The sequence below is a fragment of the Klebsiella sp. RHBSTW-00215 genome (assembly GCF_014103785.1).
Classification (GTDB): domain Bacteria; phylum Pseudomonadota; class Gammaproteobacteria; order Enterobacterales; family Enterobacteriaceae; genus Klebsiella.
Genome location: NZ_JABXQS010000001.1, coordinates 3415144 through 3433502 on the forward strand (window position 1 = coordinate 3415144; position 18359 = coordinate 3433502).

Below are 18359 nucleotides of genomic sequence, written 5' to 3' on the forward strand. Positions count from 1 at the left end.
CAAATCAGATGATTAAATTTTAAAAATATGTTGTTATCGTGACATTGATCACTGTTCGGGAGAAAACCCGACAAACTATATGTAGGTTAATTGTAATGATTTTGTGAACGGCCTATACTGCCGCCAGGTCTCCGGAACACCCTGCAATCCCGAGCCACCCAGCGTTATTTTGTCAGATTTGAACTCTTGAAAAGGGGTTTTAATATGACTTCAGGTTATAGATAAGGACGCTGTCTGACCCGCAAGCAGACCGGAGGAAGGAAACAATAAGAACAGCATGTGGGCGTTATTCATGGTAAGAAATGTGAAAAAACAAAGACCTGTCAATCTGGATCTACAAACGATCCGGTTCCCAATCACGGCGATAGCGTCCATTCTCCATCGCGTATCCGGAGTGATCACTTTTGTGGCGGTCGGGATTCTGCTTTGGTTGTTGGGCACCAGCCTTTCCTCTCCAGAAGGTTTCCTCACGGCGGCATCCATCATGGATAGCTTCTTTGTGAAGTTCATCATGTGGGGCATTTTAACCGCGCTGGCTTATCACGCAGTGGTGGGTATTCGCCACCTGCTGATGGATTTTGGCTATCTTGAAGAAACCCTCGAAGTAGGGACACGCTCCGCCAAGATTTCTTTTGTTATTACTGTCGTGCTTTCACTTCTCGCAGGAGTACTCGTATGGTAAGCAACGCCTCAGCACTAGGACGCAACGGCGTACATGACTTTATTCTGGTCCGTGCTACCGCCATCGTCCTCACCCTATACATCATCTACATGGTCGGCTTCTTTGCCACCACCGGTGAAATTTCATGGGAAGTCTGGACGGGCTTTTTCTCCTCCGCGTTCACTAAAGTCTTCACCCTGCTGGCTCTCGTCTCCATTCTGATCCACGCCTGGATCGGTATGTGGCAGGTGTTAACGGACTACGTTAAACCACTGGCTGTACGTTTGGTTCTGCAACTGCTTATCGTGGTTGCGCTGGTGGCTTACGTTCTTTATGGATTTGTTGTGGTGTGGGGTGTGTAATGAAATTGCCTGTCAGAGAATTTGATGCAGTTGTGATTGGTGCCGGTGGCGCAGGTATGCGCGCGGCGCTGCAAATTTCCCAGAGCGGCCAGACCTGTGCGCTGCTCTCCAAAGTTTTCCCGACCCGTTCCCATACCGTTTCCGCGCAGGGTGGCATCACCGTGGCGCTCGGTAATACCCATGAAGATAACTGGGAATGGCACATGTACGACACCGTAAAAGGGTCGGACTATATTGGTGACCAGGACGCCATTGAATATATGTGCAAAACCGGTCCGGAAGCGATTCTTGAACTGGATCATATGGGCCTGCCGTTCTCTCGTCTCGACGATGGCACCATCTATCAACGTCCGTTTGGCGGCCAGTCGAAAAACTTCGGCGGCGAGCAGGCGGCACGTACCGCAGCGGCGGCTGACCGTACTGGTCACGCCTTACTGCACACGCTGTATCAGCAGAACCTGAAAAACCACACCACTATTTTCTCTGAGTGGTATGCGCTCGATCTGGTGAAAAATGCCGATGGCGCCGTGGTCGGTTGTACCGCCCTGTGTATCGAAACCGGTGAAGTGGTCTACTTCAAAGCCCGCGCAACCGTGCTGGCGACCGGCGGCGCAGGCCGTATTTACCAGTCCACCACCAACGCGCATATCAATACCGGTGACGGCGTTGGTATGGCAATCCGCGCCGGTGTGCCGGTGCAGGATATGGAGATGTGGCAGTTCCACCCAACCGGTATCGCCGGGGCTGGGGTTCTGGTCACCGAAGGCTGCCGTGGTGAAGGCGGATACCTGCTGAATAAACACGGCGAGCGCTTTATGGAGCGCTATGCCCCGAATGCGAAAGACCTGGCGGGTCGTGACGTGGTGGCGCGTTCCATCATGATCGAAATCCGCGAAGGCCGCGGCTGCGACGGTCCATGGGGCCCGCACGCGAAGCTGAAACTCGACCATCTGGGTAAAGAAGTTCTCGAATCCCGTCTGCCGGGTATCCTTGAGCTCTCCCGTACCTTCGCCCACGTTGACCCGGTGAAAGAGCCGATTCCGGTCATTCCAACCTGCCACTACATGATGGGCGGTATTCCGACCCGCGTAAGCGGCCAGGCGCTGACCGTGAACGAGCAGGGTGAAGACGTGGTGATTCCGGGGCTGTTCGCGGTGGGTGAAATCGCCTGCGTATCGGTCCACGGAGCTAACCGTCTGGGCGGCAACTCGCTGCTTGACCTGGTGGTCTTTGGCCGCGCGGTCGGTCTGCATCTGCAAGAATCTATTGCTGAGCAAGGCGAACTTCGCGATGCAACAGAAGAAGAGATTGATGCTTCTCTGGAGCGCCTGAACCGCTGGAACGGCAACCGTAACGGTGAAGACCCGGTCGAAATCCGCAAAGCGCTGCAAGAATGTATGCAGCACAACTTCTCGGTATTCCGTGAAGGTGATGCGATGGCGAAAGGTCTTGAGCAACTGAAAGCTATCCGCGAGCGCCTGAAAAATGCCCGTCTGGATGACACTTCCAGCGAGTTCAACACCCAGCGCGTTGAGTGCCTGGAGCTGGATAACCTGATGGAAACCGCTTACGCAACTGCGGTATCTGCAAACTTCCGTACTGAAAGCCGTGGCGCGCATAGCCGCTTCGACTATCCGGATCGTGATGATGCGAACTGGCTGTGTCATTCCCTGTATCTGCCAGAATCGGAATCCATGACTCGACGTCAAGTCAATATGGAACCGAAACTGCGTCCGGCATTCCCGCCGAAGATTCGTACTTATTAATGCGGAGACAGGAATATGAAACTCGAGTTTTCAGTTTATCGTTATAACCCGGACGTAGACGATGCTCCGCATATGCAGGATTACACCCTGGAAGCGGAAGAAGGTCGCGACATGATGCTGCTCGATGCGCTGATGCAGTTGAAAGAAAAAGATCCGTCGTTGTCGTTCCGTCGTTCCTGCCGTGAAGGGGTTTGTGGCTCCGACGGCCTGAACATGAACGGCAAAAATGGTCTGGCCTGTATCACGCCGATCTCCGCGCTGAATAAGCCAGGTAAGAAAATTGTTATCCGTCCGCTACCAGGGTTGCCAGTTATTCGCGATTTGGTTGTAGACATGGGGCAATTCTATGCACAATATGAGAAGATTAAGCCTTACTTGTTGAATAATGGGCAAAATCCTCCGGCTCGCGAGCATCTGCAGATGCCAGAGCAGCGTGAGAAACTTGATGGTTTGTACGAGTGTATTCTCTGCGCATGTTGTTCGACGTCTTGCCCGTCGTTCTGGTGGAACCCTGACAAGTTTGTCGGCCCGGCCGGTCTGCTGGCGGCGTATCGCTTCCTGATTGACAGCCGCGATACCGAAACCGACAGCCGTCTTGAAGGGTTGAGCGATGCTTTCAGCGTATTCCGCTGTCACAGCATTATGAACTGCGTCAGTGTTTGTCCTAAGGGTCTGAACCCGACGCGCGCCATCGGCCACATCAAGTCGATGCTGTTGCAGCGCAGTGCATAAGTAGTCAGAGGGGAGCGCTGTTCCCCTCACCCTAACCCTCTCCCAAAGGGAGAGGGGACAGATAGCAGGAAATCTTTAAAAACCGCCAAATATGTACCAGTAATCAAGGCGTTCAGAGCGAGGTAAGGCGGCAACTGAACGTATCCCCGGGAGCATAGTGAACTATGTGACCGGGGTAAGTGAAGGCAGCCAACGCAACCGCAGCCTGAACGCCGAAGATTAATGGCAGTTTTTAAAGGTTCCTTAGCGGAAGAAACCACAACTCCTCCGCAAAAAGTGAACCCCGGCACGTACAACTTCTGTGCGTGGTAGTTTCTACGGCGAAATAAGCATATAAATGCTTAAGGGATCACGATGCAGAACGGCGCAATGAAAGCCTGGCTGGACTCTTCTTACCTCTCTGGTTCTAACCAGAGCTGGATAGAACAGCTCTATGAAGACTTCTTAACCGATCCTGACTCTGTTGACGCCAACTGGCGTTCTATGTTCCAGCAGTTACCTGGCACCGGAGTCAAACCGGATCAATTTCATTCCAAAACGCGTGATTATTTCCGCCGCCTGGCGAAGGATGCCTCACGTTACACTTCTTCGATTTCCGACCCTGACACCAATGTGAAGCAGGTTAAAGTCCTGCAGCTCATCAACGCATACCGCTTCCGTGGTCACCAGCATGCGAATCTCGATCCGCTGGGACTGTGGCAGCAAGAGAGAGTGGCGGATCTTGATCCGGCTTACCACGATCTGACCGAGGCCGATTTCCAGGAAATCTATAACGTAGGTTCTTTTGCCATCGGTAAAGATACGATGAAGCTGGGCGATCTGGTTTCCGCCCTCAAGCAAACCTACTGCGGCTCCATCGGCGCGGAATACATGCACATTACCTCTACCGAAGAAAAACGCTGGATCCAGCAGCGTATCGAGTCGGTAGCTGGCAAAGCGAGCTTCAGCGCAGAAGAGAAAAAACGCTTCCTGAGCGAGCTGACCGCAGCGGAAGGCCTGGAGCGCTACCTCGGGGCTAAATTCCCCGGCGCAAAACGTTTCTCGCTGGAAGGCGGCGATGCGTTAATCCCAATGCTCAAAGAGATTATCCGCCACGCGGGTAAGAGCGGCACCCGCGAAGTGGTGCTGGGTATGGCGCACCGTGGTCGTCTGAACGTACTGGTCAACGTGCTGGGTAAAAAACCACAGGACCTGTTCGACGAGTTCGCTGGCAAACATAAAGAACACCTCGGCACCGGCGACGTGAAGTACCACATGGGCTTCTCTTCCGATATGGAAACCGAAGGCGGTCTGGTGCACCTGGCGTTGGCGTTTAACCCATCGCACCTGGAAATCGTCAGCCCGGTAGTTATTGGTTCCGTACGCGCTCGCCTTGACCGTCTGGACGAGCCGAGCAGCAACAAAGTTCTGCCGATTACCATTCACGGTGACGCCGCAGTCACCGGGCAGGGCGTGGTTCAGGAAACCCTGAACATGTCCAAAGCGCGCGGCTATGAAGTGGGCGGTACCGTCCGTATCGTTATTAACAACCAGGTGGGCTTCACCACTTCCAACCCACTGGATGCGCGTTCTACCCCGTACTGCACCGATATCGGTAAAATGGTGCAATCGCCGATTTTCCACGTTAATGCGGATGACCCGGAAGCCGTCGCTTTCGTTACCCGACTGGCGCTGGATTTCCGCAACACCTTCAAGCGTGATGTCTTTATCGACCTGTTCTGCTATCGCCGTCATGGCCATAACGAAGCCGATGAGCCGAGTGCAACTCAGCCGTTGATGTATCAGAAAATCAAAAAGCATCCGACGCCGCGCAAAATCTATGCTGACAAGCTGGAAGCCGATAAAGTCGCGACGCTGGAAGACGCTACCGAGCAGGTTAACCTCTACCGCGACGCGCTGGATGCTGGCGAATGCGTGGTGCAGGAGTGGCGTCCGATGAACATGCACTCCTTTACCTGGTCCCCGTACCTCAACCACGAGTGGGATGAGAGCTACCCGGACAAAGTTGAGCCTAAGCGTCTGCAGGAGCTGGCTAAGCGCATCAGCACCGTGCCGGAAGGCATTGAAATGCAGTCCCGCGTGGCGAAGATTTACGGCGATCGCCAGTCAATGGCCGCCGGTGAGAAGCTGTTCGACTGGGGCGGCGCGGAAAACCTCGCCTACGCCACCATGGTTGATGAAGGAATTTCCGTGCGCTTGTCGGGTGAAGACTCCGGGCGCGGCACCTTCTTCCACCGCCATGCGGTGATCCATAACCAGAAAAATGGTTCGACTTATACGCCGCTGCAGCACGTTCACAACGGTCAGGGTCACTTCAAGGTTTGGGACTCCGTCCTGTCTGAAGAAGCCGTTCTGGCGTTTGAATACGGTTATGCCACCGCTGAGCCGCGTACCCTGACCATCTGGGAAGCGCAGTTTGGTGACTTCGCCAACGGCGCGCAGGTGGTTATCGACCAGTTCATCAGCTCCGGTGAGCAGAAATGGGGCCGTATGTGCGGCCTGGTGATGCTGCTGCCGCACGGCTACGAAGGCCAGGGGCCGGAACACTCCTCCGCGCGTCTGGAGCGTTATCTGCAGCTTTGCGCTGAGCAAAATATGCAGGTCTGCGTACCTTCAACTCCGGCGCAGGTTTACCATATGCTGCGTCGTCAGGCGCTGCGCGGTATGCGTCGTCCGCTGATCGTAATGTCACCGAAATCTCTGCTGCGTCACCCACTGGCGGTGTCGAGCATGGACGAACTGGCGAACGGCACCTTCCAACCGGCTATCGGAGAAATCGACGACCTCGACCCGAAAGCGGTGAAGCGCGTTGTGCTGTGCTCTGGTAAGGTTTACTACGACCTGCTGGAACAGCGCCGCAAGAACGACCAAAAAGATGTTGCTATCGTTCGCGTAGAGCAGCTCTATCCGTTCCCGCATCAGGCGGTACAGGAAGCGCTGAAACCTTATGCGCACGTGCATGAATTTGTCTGGTGCCAGGAAGAACCGCTCAACCAGGGCGCGTGGTACTGCAGCCAGCATCACTTCCGCGAAGTGATTCCGTTTGGGGCTTCTCTGCGTTATGCAGGCCGCCCGGCCTCCGCCTCTCCGGCGGTAGGATACTTGTCCGTTCACCAGAAACAGCAACAAGATCTGGTCAATGACGCGCTGAACGTCGATTAATTAAAGGATACATAATGAGTAGCGTAGATATTCTGGTTCCCGATCTGCCTGAGTCCGTAGCTGACGCGACGGTTGCGACCTGGCATAAAAAACCGGGCGATAGCGTCCAGCGTGATGAAGTGCTGGTAGAAATCGAAACTGACAAAGTGGTACTGGAAGTACCGGCATCAGCGGACGGCATTCTGGAAGCAGTGCTGGAAGATGAAGGCGCCACCGTGCTGTCTCGTCAGATCCTCGGTCGCCTGCGTGAAGGCAACAGCGCGGGCAAAGAGTCCGGCGAGAAAGCCGACGCCAAAGAGTCTACCCCGGCTCAGCGTCAGCAAGCGTCTCTGGAAGAACAAAGCAACGACGCGCTGAGCCCGGCGATTCGTCGCCTGCTGGCTGAACACAATCTCGACGCGGCGGCCATTAAAGGCACCGGCGTTGGCGGCCGCCTGACCCGTGAAGATGTTGAGAAACATCTGGCAAGCGCTCCGGCTAAAGCGGAAGCGAAAGCCCCGGCAGCAGCTACCACCGCAGCGGCTCCGGCAGCACAACTGGGCCATCGCTCTGAAAAACGTGTGCCGATGACCCGTCTGCGCAAACGCGTTGCTGAGCGTCTGCTGGAAGCGAAGAACTCTACCGCCATGCTGACGACCTTCAACGAAGTCAACATGAAGCCGATTATGGATCTGCGTAAGCAGTACGGCGACGCGTTTGAAAAACGTCACGGTATCCGCCTGGGCTTCATGTCCTTCTACGTGAAGGCGGTCGTTGAAGCGCTGAAACGCTATCCGGAAGTGAACGCTTCAATTGATGGCGATGACGTGGTTTACCACAACTATTTCGATGTCAGCATGGCGGTCTCCACGCCGCGCGGCCTGGTGACCCCGGTCCTGCGCGATGTCGACCTGCTGGGCATGGCGGACATCGAGAAGAATATTAAAGAGTTGGCACTGAAAGGCCGCGACGGCAAGCTGACCGTAGATGACCTGATCGGCGGTAATTTCACTATTACCAACGGCGGCGTATTCGGTTCTCTGATGTCCACGCCAATCATCAACCCACCGCAGAGCGCTATTTTGGGTATGCATGCCATTAAAGACCGTCCGATGGCGGTCAATGGTAAGGTAGAAATTCTGCCGATGATGTACCTGGCGCTCTCCTACGACCACCGTCTGATCGACGGACGTGAATCGGTAGGCTTCCTGGTGGCGATTAAAGATCTGCTGGAAGACCCGACTCGTCTGCTGCTGGACGTGTAGTCAGCAAGAGTATTACCTACCGTAGGCCGGATAAGGCGTTTACGCCGCCATCCGGCATTGATGAGATGCCTGATGGCGACGCTCGTGCGTCTTATCAGGCCTACAGGTTTAAGATAATTATTCCCTGAAGGATGGACTGAACACATGAACTTACATGAATATCAGGCAAAACAACTCTTTGCCCGCTATGGCTTACCGGCGCCGGTGGGTTATGCCTGTACTACTCCGCGTGAAGCAGAAGAAGCCGCTTCAAAAATCGGCGCGGGTCCGTGGGTAGTGAAATGTCAGGTTCACGCTGGTGGCCGCGGCAAAGCGGGCGGTGTGAAAGTGGTTAACAGCAAAGAAGACATTCGCGCCTTTGCTGAACATTGGCTGGGCAAACGCCTGGTGACCTACCAGACAGATGCCAACGGCCAGCCGGTTAACCAGATCCTGGTTGAAGCGGCGACCGATATCGCTAAAGAACTGTACCTTGGCGCTGTGGTTGACCGTAGCTCCCGTCGCGTGGTCTTTATGGCCTCTACCGAAGGTGGCGTGGAAATCGAAAAAGTGGCGGAAGAGACCCCGCACCTGATCCACAAAATTGCTATCGATCCGCTGGCGGGCCCGATGCCTTACCAGGGTCGTGAGCTGGCGTTCAAACTGGGTCTGGAAGGTAAGCAGGTTCAGCAGTTCACCAAAATCTTTATGGGCCTGGCGACCATTTTCCTTGAGCGTGACCTGGCGCTGATCGAAATCAACCCGCTGGTTATCACTAAGCAAGGCGACCTGATCTGCCTCGACGGCAAACTGGGCGCTGACGGCAACGCGCTGTTCCGCCAGCCTGATCTGCGCGAAATGCGCGACCAGTCTCAGGAAGACCCGCGCGAAGCGCAGGCAGCACAGTGGGAACTGAACTACGTCGCGCTGGACGGCAACATCGGCTGTATGGTTAACGGCGCAGGCCTGGCGATGGGTACCATGGACATCGTTAAGCTGCACGGCGGCGAACCAGCTAACTTCCTCGACGTTGGCGGTGGTGCGACCAAAGAGCGCGTGACCGAAGCGTTCAAAATCATCCTCTCTGATGACAACGTGAAAGCGGTTCTGGTTAACATCTTCGGCGGTATCGTTCGTTGTGACCTGATTGCTGACGGTATCATCGGCGCGGTTGCCGAAGTGGGCGTTAACGTCCCGGTGGTTGTTCGTCTGGAAGGTAACAACGCCGAACTGGGCGCGAAAAAACTGGCTGACAGCGGCCTGAATATTATTGCAGCGAAAAGTCTGACGGATGCAGCTCAGCAGGTTGTTGCCGCAGTGGAGGGGAAATAATGTCCGTTTTAATTAATAAAGATACCAAGGTTATCTGCCAGGGCTTCACCGGTAGCCAGGGGACTTTCCACTCTGAACAAGCGATTGCTTACGGTACCCAAATGGTTGGCGGCGTGACGCCAGGCAAAGGCGGCACTTCTCACCTGGGCCTGCCGGTGTTCAACACCGTGCGTGAAGCGGTAGACGCGACCGGCGCGACTGCATCGGTAATCTACGTTCCGGCACCGTTCTGCAAAGACTCCATTCTGGAAGCGATCGATGCAGGCATCAAACTGATTATCACCATCACCGAAGGTATCCCGACGCTGGATATGCTGACCGTGAAGGTGAAGCTTGATGAAGCCGGCGTGCGCATGATTGGCCCGAACTGCCCGGGCGTTATCACCCCAGGCGAATGCAAAATCGGCATCATGCCGGGCCACATTCACAAGCCGGGCAAAGTGGGCATCGTTTCCCGCTCTGGTACCCTGACTTACGAAGCGGTTAAGCAGACTACTGACTACGGTTTCGGCCAGTCCACCTGCGTGGGCATCGGCGGCGACCCGATCCCGGGCTCTAACTTTATCGATATCCTGAAGCTGTTCCAGGAAGATCCGCAGACCGAAGCGATCGTGATGATCGGTGAGATCGGCGGCAGCGCGGAAGAAGAAGCGGCCGCTTATATCAAAGATCACGTGACCAAACCGGTTGTTGGCTATATCGCCGGTGTGACCGCGCCGAAAGGCAAACGTATGGGTCACGCGGGCGCGATCATCGCGGGTGGTAAAGGGACGGCGGATGAGAAGTTCGCAGCTCTTGAAGCCGCAGGCGTGAAAACCGTTCGCAGCCTGGCCGATATCGGCGAAGCGCTGAAATCAGTCATTAAGTAATAAAGTAAAAAAACAGCCCTGACTATCTGCATGGTCAAGGGCTGGTCCAGTTTCGACATGGTTGGCCATCTGATGATGGCCTTTTTTTTGCCTGTAACTCAGCTTTCCGCCAGCGCCTTCAGCCAGCGAATGCCGCTTTCCGGCGAGGTCATCACCGGCACCGGCGGGGCAGGGAGCTGCTGTAACACCCGCGCCATCGAGGCCTGCGCCAGCATCACCACATCCGCCTGGGTAAACGCGCTCTTTAATCCTTCGCTGACGATACGGTCGTGGGTGTCCATATCGCCTGCCAGCAGCGCATGGAAGGCTTCTTCCATTAATATCGGTGTGATAGTGCGCTGCTGACCGCTTTCCTGGACTTTGCGCTGCACGTAATCCAACGTCGGCTTCAGCGTGGTGGCGACGGTTGCCAGCACGGCAATACGCTCGCCTTTACTGATGGCCTCTTCCACCATCGCGCAATCAATACGCGCAAGCTGGAGCGGGGTCATAAACTGGCACTGTTCGACCGCGGTGCCAATTGAGGAGCAGGCGGTAATAAAGATGTCGCAATCCGCTTTTTCGGCGATATGCACATAGTCGGCGATGCGGGCGGCAATATTTGGCGATACGCCTCCGGCCTTCATCACCTGTTTAATCATGGACTCTTCGACCAGGTGCATCACCTCGACTTCCGGCATGATGTCGGCAATTAGCTGCTGCATCATGGCGAGGGTGGCGGCACTGGTGTGCAACATAGCGACTTTTTTCATTGGGCAATCTCCTTAAGCAAATTTTCCGCAACGGCTATTGCCGCATCATGATCTTCCTGTGCTGACAGGCCGCCGACCGCGACGGCGCCCAGGCATTTGCCGTCATACAGAATTGGAACTCCGCCGGGCAGGGCGGTAAAACGCGGGTCGGCAAAATAACCAATATCTAACTGTTCTTTTTGCAGGCGCTGCAAAAATGCCTGGGTGGTGCAGCCTAAGCGACTGCTGGTGCGCGCTTTGCGCTGGGTCAGCTCAATGGTTAACAGTTTGGCGCTATCCATGCGGGCAAAGCTCAGTAGCTCCCCGCTGGCATCGCACACCGCCACGCTTAGCGGGCGATTTGCGTAACGATTTTCGGCGAGGGTGAGCGCACTCTCCACGGCACGTATTGCTTGCTGTAAGGTCAGAGTAGTCATCATGAATTATCCTTTTGAAAGATGTTCAGAAACGGGCTGATGTGTCTGTTGAGCGGCCGCCGCCTGTGCCTGGCGGGCATCTTTTTTGCGCCAGTAGTTGGCGAGCAGCGAGCCGCTGACGTTGCCAAGCGGGGTCATTACCGCCGAGGCAAGGCCGACGGTCGCCAGTTTGCCCATGGCTGCGGCAAGCCCTGACGCCATGCCGCCGTTTTGCAGGCCGACTTCAAAGGCCACGGTGCGGGCGGACTGTACATCCATGCGGAAGATCCAGCGGCTCATCAGGTAGCCAATCAGGAAGCCGCCGAGGTTATGCATCAGCATGGCGAAGCAGAGCAGGAAGCCGACCTGCACCAGGTTGTCGCGCCCTGCGGCAGCGGCAGTAGTCGTGAAGAAAATAATCCCGATCATTGAGATGGTCGGCATAATCTTCTTAATGCTCTCGACGCGACCGTACAGCCAGTTGTAGAACAGCGCCCAGACGAGACCGCCTGCGACAAAATTCAGCACCACCGCGTACATTTGCGCTTCTGCGCTGGCGGAGCCGAATTGTGCGTCCCAGCCACCGGCGCTCATATACAGCAGCCACAGAGCGCCAATCCCGGCCAGAATCTGCACGGTTCGACGGCCGCGTACGCCAGCGTATGTTTTCAGGTAGTCATGTAAAATCGCCGCGCCGATAGGGATGAGCACGATTTTCACCACGTCCATCACCATCGCGGTGAGCTGAATATCGATCATGGAACCGGCCAGCAAATTCACCCATAGCGGCGTCATCACTGTTGCCGCCAGCGTCGAAACCGCGGCGATGGAAACGGCCAGCGCCAGGTTGGCGTTAGCGATATACACCATTACCGTCGAAGAGAGGCCGCTCGGACAGGCGCCGATCAGCAGAATACCCACCGCCACTTCAGGCGGAAAATCAAAGATCAGGGTAATGCTCAGGCCAAGTAGCGGCATGATCACGAAGTGGCAGAAGGTGCCGATAAATACCGCCCACGGCATTTTGGCGACGTCGATAAAATCCTGGATCGTCAACTTGGTGCCCATGCTGAACATGGTGGCCTGGATAACCAAAAACACGATCCATTTATGGGTGATATTGAAACCGCCCCAGACGATCAGGTCTGTAGACCATGTCATCGCGGCGACAAAACCGGCGATGATCCACAACGTAAATTGATAGCTGCGCAAACCCGGCCAGTAACCCGCGCCTGCCGCAAACCCGGCAGTGAACATCACCAGTCCGGGCTGCCAGAGAGCGGGAGATTGCATCATCGCGCCAATCGCCGCCAGCGCGATACCTGCGATGCTGACGCCGAGCCCGGCTTTATGTATAACGCTCGTCATAGTCATAATGAAATGTCCTTCCTCGTTATTGCTGCCGGGGCGGAATGGCTAACATTTGCCGCGCGATTTCTGGCGTGGCGACTTTTTTATCCATGCTACGAATCAACGTGGCAAGTTTGGCGACCTGCTGGTAATTATGTTCAGCGCGTTCTTCAGCGCTTAAATAATAACTGTCTTCAAAACCGATACGCACTTCGCTGGCACCCATGCCAACCGCAGCGGCAATAATATCGAAGTTCTTTCTGCCGAAATGGGTAATTCCCCATAACGCATCGCGCGGGATCATACTGCGCAGAGCAATTAAGGCATCAACGGTGGCAGGGGTGCTGCCGCGATGTCCCAGGACGATATTAAATAACATCGGCTGTTTAAATTTAATATTATCTTGCAGTGCGAGGATGTTATTAATCATGCCAATTTCGAAAATTTCAAATTCCGGAATAATATTGCGCGCGGTAATTTGCCGGGAGCAATATTCGACATCCGGACCGGGATTAAAATAGACCACATCGCCGAGATTGACGGAGCCGACGTTCAGCGAGGCCATTTCCACGCCGGGGCAGGTCAGCGGGGCGCAGCGTTCAGCGATGGACATCGCTGAAACACCGCCGGTTGAGGCCTGAATAATCAGGTCTGAGTGGCGCATCACGCAGTCGATGGTCGCCTGAAAATCGCGGGTGTCCGGGGTCAGGTGTCCCTGTTGATCGCGAACGTGTAAATGAACAATGGCCGCGCCGTGTTCTACGCTGGCGAGTATTTCCTGCGCCAGTTCTTCAGGTATCACTCTGGGGCAATCCGCGGCCACGGGCGCCAGCGAGATAATAACGGTATCCGACATATATTCCTCCGGTACAGAGATAGCAATATTAAAATTATAGGTAAGGCGTTATCCAGCGTAATGATTCAGGTCCTGATGTTGACGGCTGATATTCACAGCCGATCCAGTCCTGATAATTCAGTTGTGCAATAAAATCGAAAATCCACTTTTCATTTAATTCTCCCGTTCCTGGTTCATGACGATAAGGAACAGAGGCAATCTGAAAGTGTTTTATCAATGGGAAATAACATTCAATATTTTTTACCACATCGCCGTGAATTTTCTGGCAGTGGTAAATATCAAACTGCAAGCCGATGTTTTTCCGGCCGACCTCGCGAATAATGGATTCGGCCAGTGGGAAGTTATCAATCATATAGCCCGGCATATCCTGCGGATTTAATGGCTCAATCAGTACGTCAATTCCCGTTTCCGCCATTACATCACAGGCGCTGCGCAATCTGGCGATCAGAAGAGTGCGCTGAGCGTTGAGGGTAAGATCATCACAGCGCAGGCCCGACATCACGTGAACCCGGCGGCAGCCTAACGCTGTGGCATATTCCCGGGCCATATTCAGGCTGTAGCGAAACTCCTCATCGCGGCCCGGTAACGCCGCCAGCCCCCGTTCACCCTGCTGCCAGTGGCCTGCCGGGGCGTTCATTAGCACTACCGGCAGGCTGGTTTGCCCTTGAGCTACCAGCAACGTCTCCAGCGGATGCTGCCAGAGAAACAGCCCCTCCACGCCGCGAAAACCCGCGTCTTTTGCCGCCTGAAAGCGTGCTGCTATTGGCAATTCAGTAAACAACCAGTCAAGGTTAGCCGCTAATTTCAGCATGATGTTTCCCCTCCCGGCTATCGACCAGGTGCAGTTTTACCCCCTGATTGGCGATGGCTTGTTGCGCGTCATCCGGCAGCTGATTGTCAGAAATAATATCGGTTAGCTGATCCAGACCGCAGATATGGAACATCCCGTACTTGCCAAATTTACTGCTGTCGCAGACCAGTACCCGGCGGCGGGAAACGGTGAGCACCGCCTCTTTGACCGAGGCTATGCCTTCGCTGGGGGTCGACATGCCGCGCTCGGTATCCCACGACGATGAGCTGAGAAACGCCACGTCGATATTAATGGTGCGTAAAAAGCTGGCCGCACTTTTGCCAAGGCTTGAGCGGTTGCGCTGATCCACCAGACCGCCTGTGTGATAGAGGGTGATATGCGGCATGTCCATCAGGTAGTGGCTGATGGAGAAGTCGTTCGTCACCACGGTCAGGTTAAAACAGTGGCTGGCGGCCACCGCTTTCGCTACTTCGAACAGCGAGGTTCCGGCATCCAGATACAGCGTTTGCCCCGGTTCAATCAGCATGGCGGCAAGCTGACCCATTTTGCGTTTTACCTCATGATGCAGTTCCGCCTTTTCCCGCCACGGCAGCTCGGACTTCAGCAGGTTATTGAGCTTCACGCCGCCGTTAATCGAGATAACTTTGCCTTCTTCTTCCAGCAGTTGAATATCGCGGCGCACGGTCATATGCGACACGCTCATCAAGTCCGCCAGCTCATTAAATGAGGCGACGTTTTTTTCATGAACGTAGCGATAGATAAAGTCACGTCGTTGTTCGGGGATCATCATCTCATCTCACGCTCGCCGGGATTGTTCGAGTTCGGCTACCGCTTCTTCTGAAAGCGGTACGTAACCGAGCGGTTTTAAGGTCAACCAGATGCGGGCGCTGTCTTCCAGCTCCTCGGCGTTAAATACCGCTTCGCGCAGCGAGCGACCGCTGACGACCGGGCCGTGGTTGGCCAGCAGCGCCGCCGTGTGGTCAGCGGCGATTTCGCTAAGCGCGCTGGCAATGCCTTCATGTCCAGGTTTGAAGTAGGGCAGCAGCGGTAATTTTCCGACGCGCATCACGTAGTATGGCGTTAGCGGCGGCAGGCAGTTTTCCGGTGTTTCACATGGCAGACAAGAGAGCGCGGTCAACCACGGCGAATGCAGATGAACCACTGCTCCGCAGGAGGGACGGTGGCGATACCATGCCAAATGCATCGGCACCTCTTTCGACGGTTTGTCGCCGCTGAGATGCACGCCGTTGGCATCCAGTTTGCTCAGCGTTGCGGCGTCAAGTTCTCCCAGACAGGAGTTGGTTGGGGTGACCAGATAACCGCCATCCGCGAGCTTAACGCTCAGGTTGCCGGAACCGCCGCTGCTGTAGCCGCGCATAAATAGAGAGCGACCATAATGGACGAGCTGCTCGCGAAGTTGTTGCTCACTCACCTGGCTCATGATGTGTACTCCTGGGCGGTAAAAAAGAAATCTTCGTCGCCAAAATTGCCTGACTTCAACGCCAGCGCCAGTTCGGCGGAGAAGACCCATGGAACCCCCGGGGCGATGGCCTTGCCGACGGACAGTCGCGTTACCTGTAGCGCTTCCACGATGGTGCCGGATGTCTCGCCACCAGCAACAATAAAGGTGTTCACGCCTGCGGCCTGGAGCTTCGCGCTCAGCCGGGCAAACGTATGTTCAATCGCCTGGCTGGCGGGCTGCTCGCCATACTCTTGCTGAATGCGTTTTAGCGCATCAGGTGGCTGGGTGGCGTAAATCAGCGGCGCATGTGGGTCGCTGATATGCGACATGGCCCACTGCGATAGCTCATCGGTATAGCGTTCGGCGTCCGACAGGCAACGTGCTACGTCGAGCAAACAAGAGGCCGCTGCCGTTTTATAGCGATTGACCTGACGGTTGCTCATCGCCGAACAGCTCCCGGAAAAGACCACCGCTTTGACGGGGCGCGGAAAGTCCTGTGGTGGCGATGTCTGCTGAGCACCAGCGTTGGCGGCCAGCGCGCCGCCGAGCCCGGAACCTCCGGCTAACAAGGGAGAGTCGTGCAGCGCCTGGGCTAGCGTGTGGAGATCGGCTTCGTCCAGCGTATCGACAATCACGTGGCGTTTTCCTTCAGCTTTAAGGCTGGTCAGCGTGTAAGTGACTGCTTGCACACCGCTGCGAATGGTATTGAGATCAATATTGCCAACGGCGTTTGGCGTTTGCGCGGACAGCAGGCGTGACAAATTGGCATCGGTCATCGGATTAAGCGGATGCTTTTCCATGCCGGACTCGTTCAATAGAACACCGTTGACAAACAGATGACCGTGCACCACCGTGCGTCCGTTTTGCGGCAGAGCGGGGCAATGAACGATAAGCGGGAGCTGCATTGCTTCCATCAGGGCATCGCTCACCGGGCCAATATTGCCGTGTGGTGTGGAGTCAAACGTTGAGCAGTATTTGAAATAGACTTGCCTGACGCCTGCGTTTTGTTTTAGCCACCGGGCGCAAGCCAGCGATTGGGCGACGGCCTGCTCTGCGGGCAGAGAGCGGCTTTTCAGCGAGATAACAATGGCATCAACTTCTTCGTTCCACTGCTGCGTAAGGTCGGGCATTCCGGGCAATAGCGCGACTCGCCAGCCCTGTTGTGCCATAAAACTTGCGATATCCGTTGCGCCGGTAAAATCGTCGGCGATAACCCCTGTTGTGACGGCCATGACTCCACTCCGTTCAAATTGTTTACTGATTGAGCATATTATTCAGTAGTCGCTTTCACATTCACATGATGATTCTCACAAACAAGAACATCATGTAAATGTATTAAAAATATGTAATCATTTGAAATATAATAGTTATTGCTTCTTCGGTGACAGAATCATGCTCACAACATTCTGTGAATATTCGTTAAAGTTTGAGAAGGGTTGTTTAGGGACGTTTGCATGAACATTGGGTTGATCATGCATTTTGATCATATTCATCTGCGAAAATGAGATTATTTTTTGCGTTTAAGGTCATTCTTTTGATGCGCTAAATTCTGCATATTAGCGGCTGACTATCAGGCTACTGGAGAATAATGTGCAGCAAAGAGACAGGGATGATGAACACCGGTTTTTCTCTTCGTTGGCAACGACCTTTTCTCGTGCAACCGGTCTGGTCGCCGTGGTGATTGATACCCGCGGGGAGCGATTGCCTGACCGCTATGCAGGGTTAAATTTCTTTTCACTGCCCCTCATGTGTTTTGAAAAAATGTGGGGATATATTATTTGTGACCACAGTAAGGCCACCGACAATAGTCATCGATTGGCGGCAGAAAGATTACTTCATTTTATTGTGAATAACGTCACGCCGGTTGAGGGGATAAAAGCGATCGCGAATAAGCAATCTCGCCGAAATAGTGATTTTTATTATACGCAACGTGCACCGCATGAAATAAAAATGGCCTCTGCCCTACGTTATATTGATGAGCATTTATATGATGAGTTGTCTCTCGAATCGGTAGCGGCACATGTTTGCCTGAGCGCCAATTACTTTAGTCGCTTTTTTAAAAAGCAGCAGGGGGTGAATTTCAAAGTCTGGGTGAGCCAGAAGAGAATGCAGCGAGCCGGGGAACTGCTTGGCGATCCTGCGTATTCGATAGATGGCGTCGCCCGAAAGCTTCAGTACGCACAAACCAGCTACTTTTGTCGAGTGTTCCGCATGGCACATCGCACTACGCCACAATCGTTCCGCCAGCAGTCTCTCTCGTCATCGTCATAGCCCATACCGGGGCAGGATAAAGGTAAGACAGATTTTTCCTGAAGCACTCATAATGTGTCCCCGGTCGCTGAAAATTTTAATTTATAGCTGGTAGCTGAAAATTAATTTTTTCCCCCCTCAGGATGACTTCGATAATAAACAAGTTAACGTGAAAAAATATTGACAACTTATTGACGCTATTTGCGGGTCAGACACCCTGTTTAAATTGTGTTTATTGAGATGTCTGGGTATTATTGGTTATTATTTGATCACTACTAATATGCATTAATCATGGAATAGATCAATGACATCTGACGCGATAATAAAATATAACTCTCGGGGATAACCTGATGTCCTTGCGCGCTTTTTTTATTCT

Annotated in this window: 17 protein-coding genes; 9 read left to right on the forward strand and 8 right to left on the reverse strand. The window is 54.3% G+C overall.

All coding sequences use genetic code 11. The annotated features are described in order from the left end of the window. Nucleotides 1-277: 277 nt before the first annotated feature. From sdhC to sucD, 8 genes are all read left to right on the forward strand, one after another. Nucleotides 278-682 (forward strand): succinate dehydrogenase cytochrome b556 subunit, encoded by a 405-nt coding sequence (gene sdhC / locus HV127_RS16150; protein WP_004130523.1) that lies wholly within the window; start codon nt 278-280, stop codon nt 680-682. After that, entirely contained in the window at nt 676-1023 is a 348-nt protein-coding gene (gene sdhD, locus HV127_RS16155; protein WP_041144632.1) for a succinate dehydrogenase membrane anchor subunit, read from the forward strand. Before sdhC ends, sdhD begins: the two co-directional genes overlap by 7 nt. Further along, nucleotides 1023-2789 carry a succinate dehydrogenase flavoprotein subunit gene (gene sdhA / locus HV127_RS16160; RefSeq protein ID WP_110277309.1) on the forward strand — a complete coding sequence of 589 codons (1767 nt, stop codon included), beginning with the start codon at nt 1023-1025 and terminating at the stop codon, nt 2787-2789. Before sdhD ends, sdhA begins: the two co-directional genes overlap by 1 nt. Before the next feature lie 15 nt (nt 2790-2804). Further along, the gene (gene sdhB / locus HV127_RS16165; protein WP_110277308.1) at nt 2805-3521 is read left to right on the forward strand and encodes a succinate dehydrogenase iron-sulfur subunit SdhB; all 717 of its coding nucleotides are present in this window, start codon (nt 2805-2807) and stop codon (nt 3519-3521) included. A gap of 354 nt (nt 3522-3875) precedes the next feature. Then, nucleotides 3876-6683 (forward strand): 2-oxoglutarate dehydrogenase E1 component, encoded by a 2808-nt coding sequence (gene sucA / locus HV127_RS16170; RefSeq protein ID WP_110277307.1) that lies wholly within the window; start codon nt 3876-3878, stop codon nt 6681-6683. A 14-nt stretch (nt 6684-6697) separates the two neighbouring features. Next, nucleotides 6698-7927 carry a 2-oxoglutarate dehydrogenase complex dihydrolipoyllysine-residue succinyltransferase gene (odhB, locus tag HV127_RS16175; protein WP_182237246.1) on the forward strand — a complete coding sequence of 410 codons (1230 nt, stop codon included), beginning with the start codon at nt 6698-6700 and terminating at the stop codon, nt 7925-7927. A 144-nt stretch (nt 7928-8071) separates the two neighbouring features. After that, nucleotides 8072-9238: an ADP-forming succinate--CoA ligase subunit beta gene (gene sucC / locus HV127_RS16180; RefSeq protein ID WP_110277305.1), complete on the forward strand. Its 1167-nt coding sequence runs from the start codon at nt 8072-8074 to the stop codon at nt 9236-9238. Next, complete coding sequence (sucD, locus tag HV127_RS16185) at nt 9238-10107, forward strand: succinate--CoA ligase subunit alpha (protein WP_110277304.1); 870 nt, start codon at nt 9238-9240, stop codon at nt 10105-10107. Before sucC ends, sucD begins: the two co-directional genes overlap by 1 nt. A 98-nt stretch (nt 10108-10205) precedes the next feature. On the opposite strand, the gene HV127_RS16190 is transcribed toward sucD, so the two are convergent. From HV127_RS16190 to otnK, 8 genes are read right to left on the reverse strand one after another with little or no spacing between them, the layout of a single operon-like run. After that, entirely contained in the window at nt 10206-10859 is a 654-nt protein-coding gene (locus tag HV127_RS16190; protein WP_182237248.1) for an aspartate/glutamate racemase family protein, read from the reverse strand. Then, a complete protein-coding gene (locus HV127_RS16195; RefSeq protein WP_182240686.1) occupies nt 10856-11275 on the reverse strand; it encodes a heme-binding protein in 420 nt (139 codons plus the stop codon). The genes HV127_RS16190 and HV127_RS16195 overlap by 4 nt, the downstream gene beginning before the upstream one ends. A gap of 6 nt (nt 11276-11281) precedes the next feature. After that, nucleotides 11282-12628 (reverse strand): bile acid:sodium symporter family protein, encoded by a 1347-nt coding sequence (locus HV127_RS16200; RefSeq protein WP_182237250.1) that lies wholly within the window; start codon nt 12626-12628, stop codon nt 11282-11284. A gap of 19 nt (nt 12629-12647) precedes the next feature. Further along, nucleotides 12648-13460: a 3-keto-5-aminohexanoate cleavage protein gene (locus tag HV127_RS16205; protein ID WP_182237252.1), complete on the reverse strand. Its 813-nt coding sequence runs from the start codon at nt 13458-13460 to the stop codon at nt 12648-12650. Between the two features lie 34 nt (nt 13461-13494). Beyond that, a complete protein-coding gene (locus HV127_RS16210) occupies nt 13495-14271 on the reverse strand; it encodes a TIM barrel protein (RefSeq protein WP_182237254.1) in 777 nt (258 codons plus the stop codon). Then, the gene (locus tag HV127_RS16215; protein ID WP_182237256.1) at nt 14252-15061 is read right to left on the reverse strand and encodes a DeoR/GlpR family DNA-binding transcription regulator; all 810 of its coding nucleotides are present in this window, start codon (nt 15059-15061) and stop codon (nt 14252-14254) included. Before HV127_RS16215 ends, HV127_RS16210 begins: the two co-directional genes overlap by 20 nt. Nucleotides 15062-15067: 6 nt before the next feature. Beyond that, nucleotides 15068-15712: an aldolase gene (locus HV127_RS16220; protein ID WP_182237258.1), complete on the reverse strand. Its 645-nt coding sequence runs from the start codon at nt 15710-15712 to the stop codon at nt 15068-15070. Next, complete coding sequence (gene otnK / locus HV127_RS16225; RefSeq protein ID WP_182237260.1) at nt 15709-16965, reverse strand: 3-oxo-tetronate kinase; 1257 nt, start codon at nt 16963-16965, stop codon at nt 15709-15711. Before otnK ends, HV127_RS16220 begins: the two co-directional genes overlap by 4 nt. A 358-nt stretch (nt 16966-17323) precedes the next feature. Between otnK and HV127_RS16230 the strand changes: the two genes are divergently transcribed. Continuing rightward, nucleotides 17324-18004, forward strand: coding sequence for an AraC family transcriptional regulator (locus HV127_RS16230; protein WP_182237262.1), 681 nt, complete (start codon nt 17324-17326; stop codon nt 18002-18004). Nucleotides 18005-18359: the final 355 nt, after the last annotated feature.

Bases quoted from the DNA above. Each gene is read 5' to 3' on its own strand.
- otnK (WP_182237260.1), bottom strand. From the start codon at position 16,965: ATGGCCGTCACAACAGGGGTTATCGCCGACGATTTTACCGGCGCAACG.
- sucC (WP_110277305.1), top strand. From the start codon at position 8,072: ATGAACTTACATGAATATCAGGCAAAACAACTCTTTGCCCGCTATGGC.
- sdhC (WP_004130523.1), top strand. From the start codon at position 278: ATGTGGGCGTTATTCATGGTAAGAAATGTGAAAAAACAAAGACCTGTC.
- HV127_RS16215 (WP_182237256.1), bottom strand. From the start codon at position 15,061: ATGATGATCCCCGAACAACGACGTGACTTTATCTATCGCTACGTTCAT.
- sdhA (WP_110277309.1), top strand. From the start codon at position 1,023: ATGAAATTGCCTGTCAGAGAATTTGATGCAGTTGTGATTGGTGCCGGT.
- sucA (WP_110277307.1), top strand. From the start codon at position 3,876: ATGCAGAACGGCGCAATGAAAGCCTGGCTGGACTCTTCTTACCTCTCT.
- HV127_RS16190 (WP_182237248.1), bottom strand. From the start codon at position 10,859: ATGAAAAAAGTCGCTATGTTGCACACCAGTGCCGCCACCCTCGCCATG.
- HV127_RS16205 (WP_182237252.1), bottom strand. From the start codon at position 13,460: ATGTCGGATACCGTTATTATCTCGCTGGCGCCCGTGGCCGCGGATTGC.
- sdhD (WP_041144632.1), top strand. From the start codon at position 676: ATGGTAAGCAACGCCTCAGCACTAGGACGCAACGGCGTACATGACTTT.
- HV127_RS16200 (WP_182237250.1), bottom strand. From the start codon at position 12,628: ATGACTATGACGAGCGTTATACATAAAGCCGGGCTCGGCGTCAGCATC.
- odhB (WP_182237246.1), top strand. From the start codon at position 6,698: ATGAGTAGCGTAGATATTCTGGTTCCCGATCTGCCTGAGTCCGTAGCT.
- HV127_RS16195 (WP_182240686.1), bottom strand. From the start codon at position 11,275: ATGACTACTCTGACCTTACAGCAAGCAATACGTGCCGTGGAGAGTGCG.
- HV127_RS16220 (WP_182237258.1), bottom strand. From the start codon at position 15,712: ATGAGCCAGGTGAGTGAGCAACAACTTCGCGAGCAGCTCGTCCATTAT.
- sdhB (WP_110277308.1), top strand. From the start codon at position 2,805: ATGAAACTCGAGTTTTCAGTTTATCGTTATAACCCGGACGTAGACGAT.
- HV127_RS16210 (WP_182237254.1), bottom strand. From the start codon at position 14,271: ATGCTGAAATTAGCGGCTAACCTTGACTGGTTGTTTACTGAATTGCCA.
- sucD (WP_110277304.1), top strand. From the start codon at position 9,238: ATGTCCGTTTTAATTAATAAAGATACCAAGGTTATCTGCCAGGGCTTC.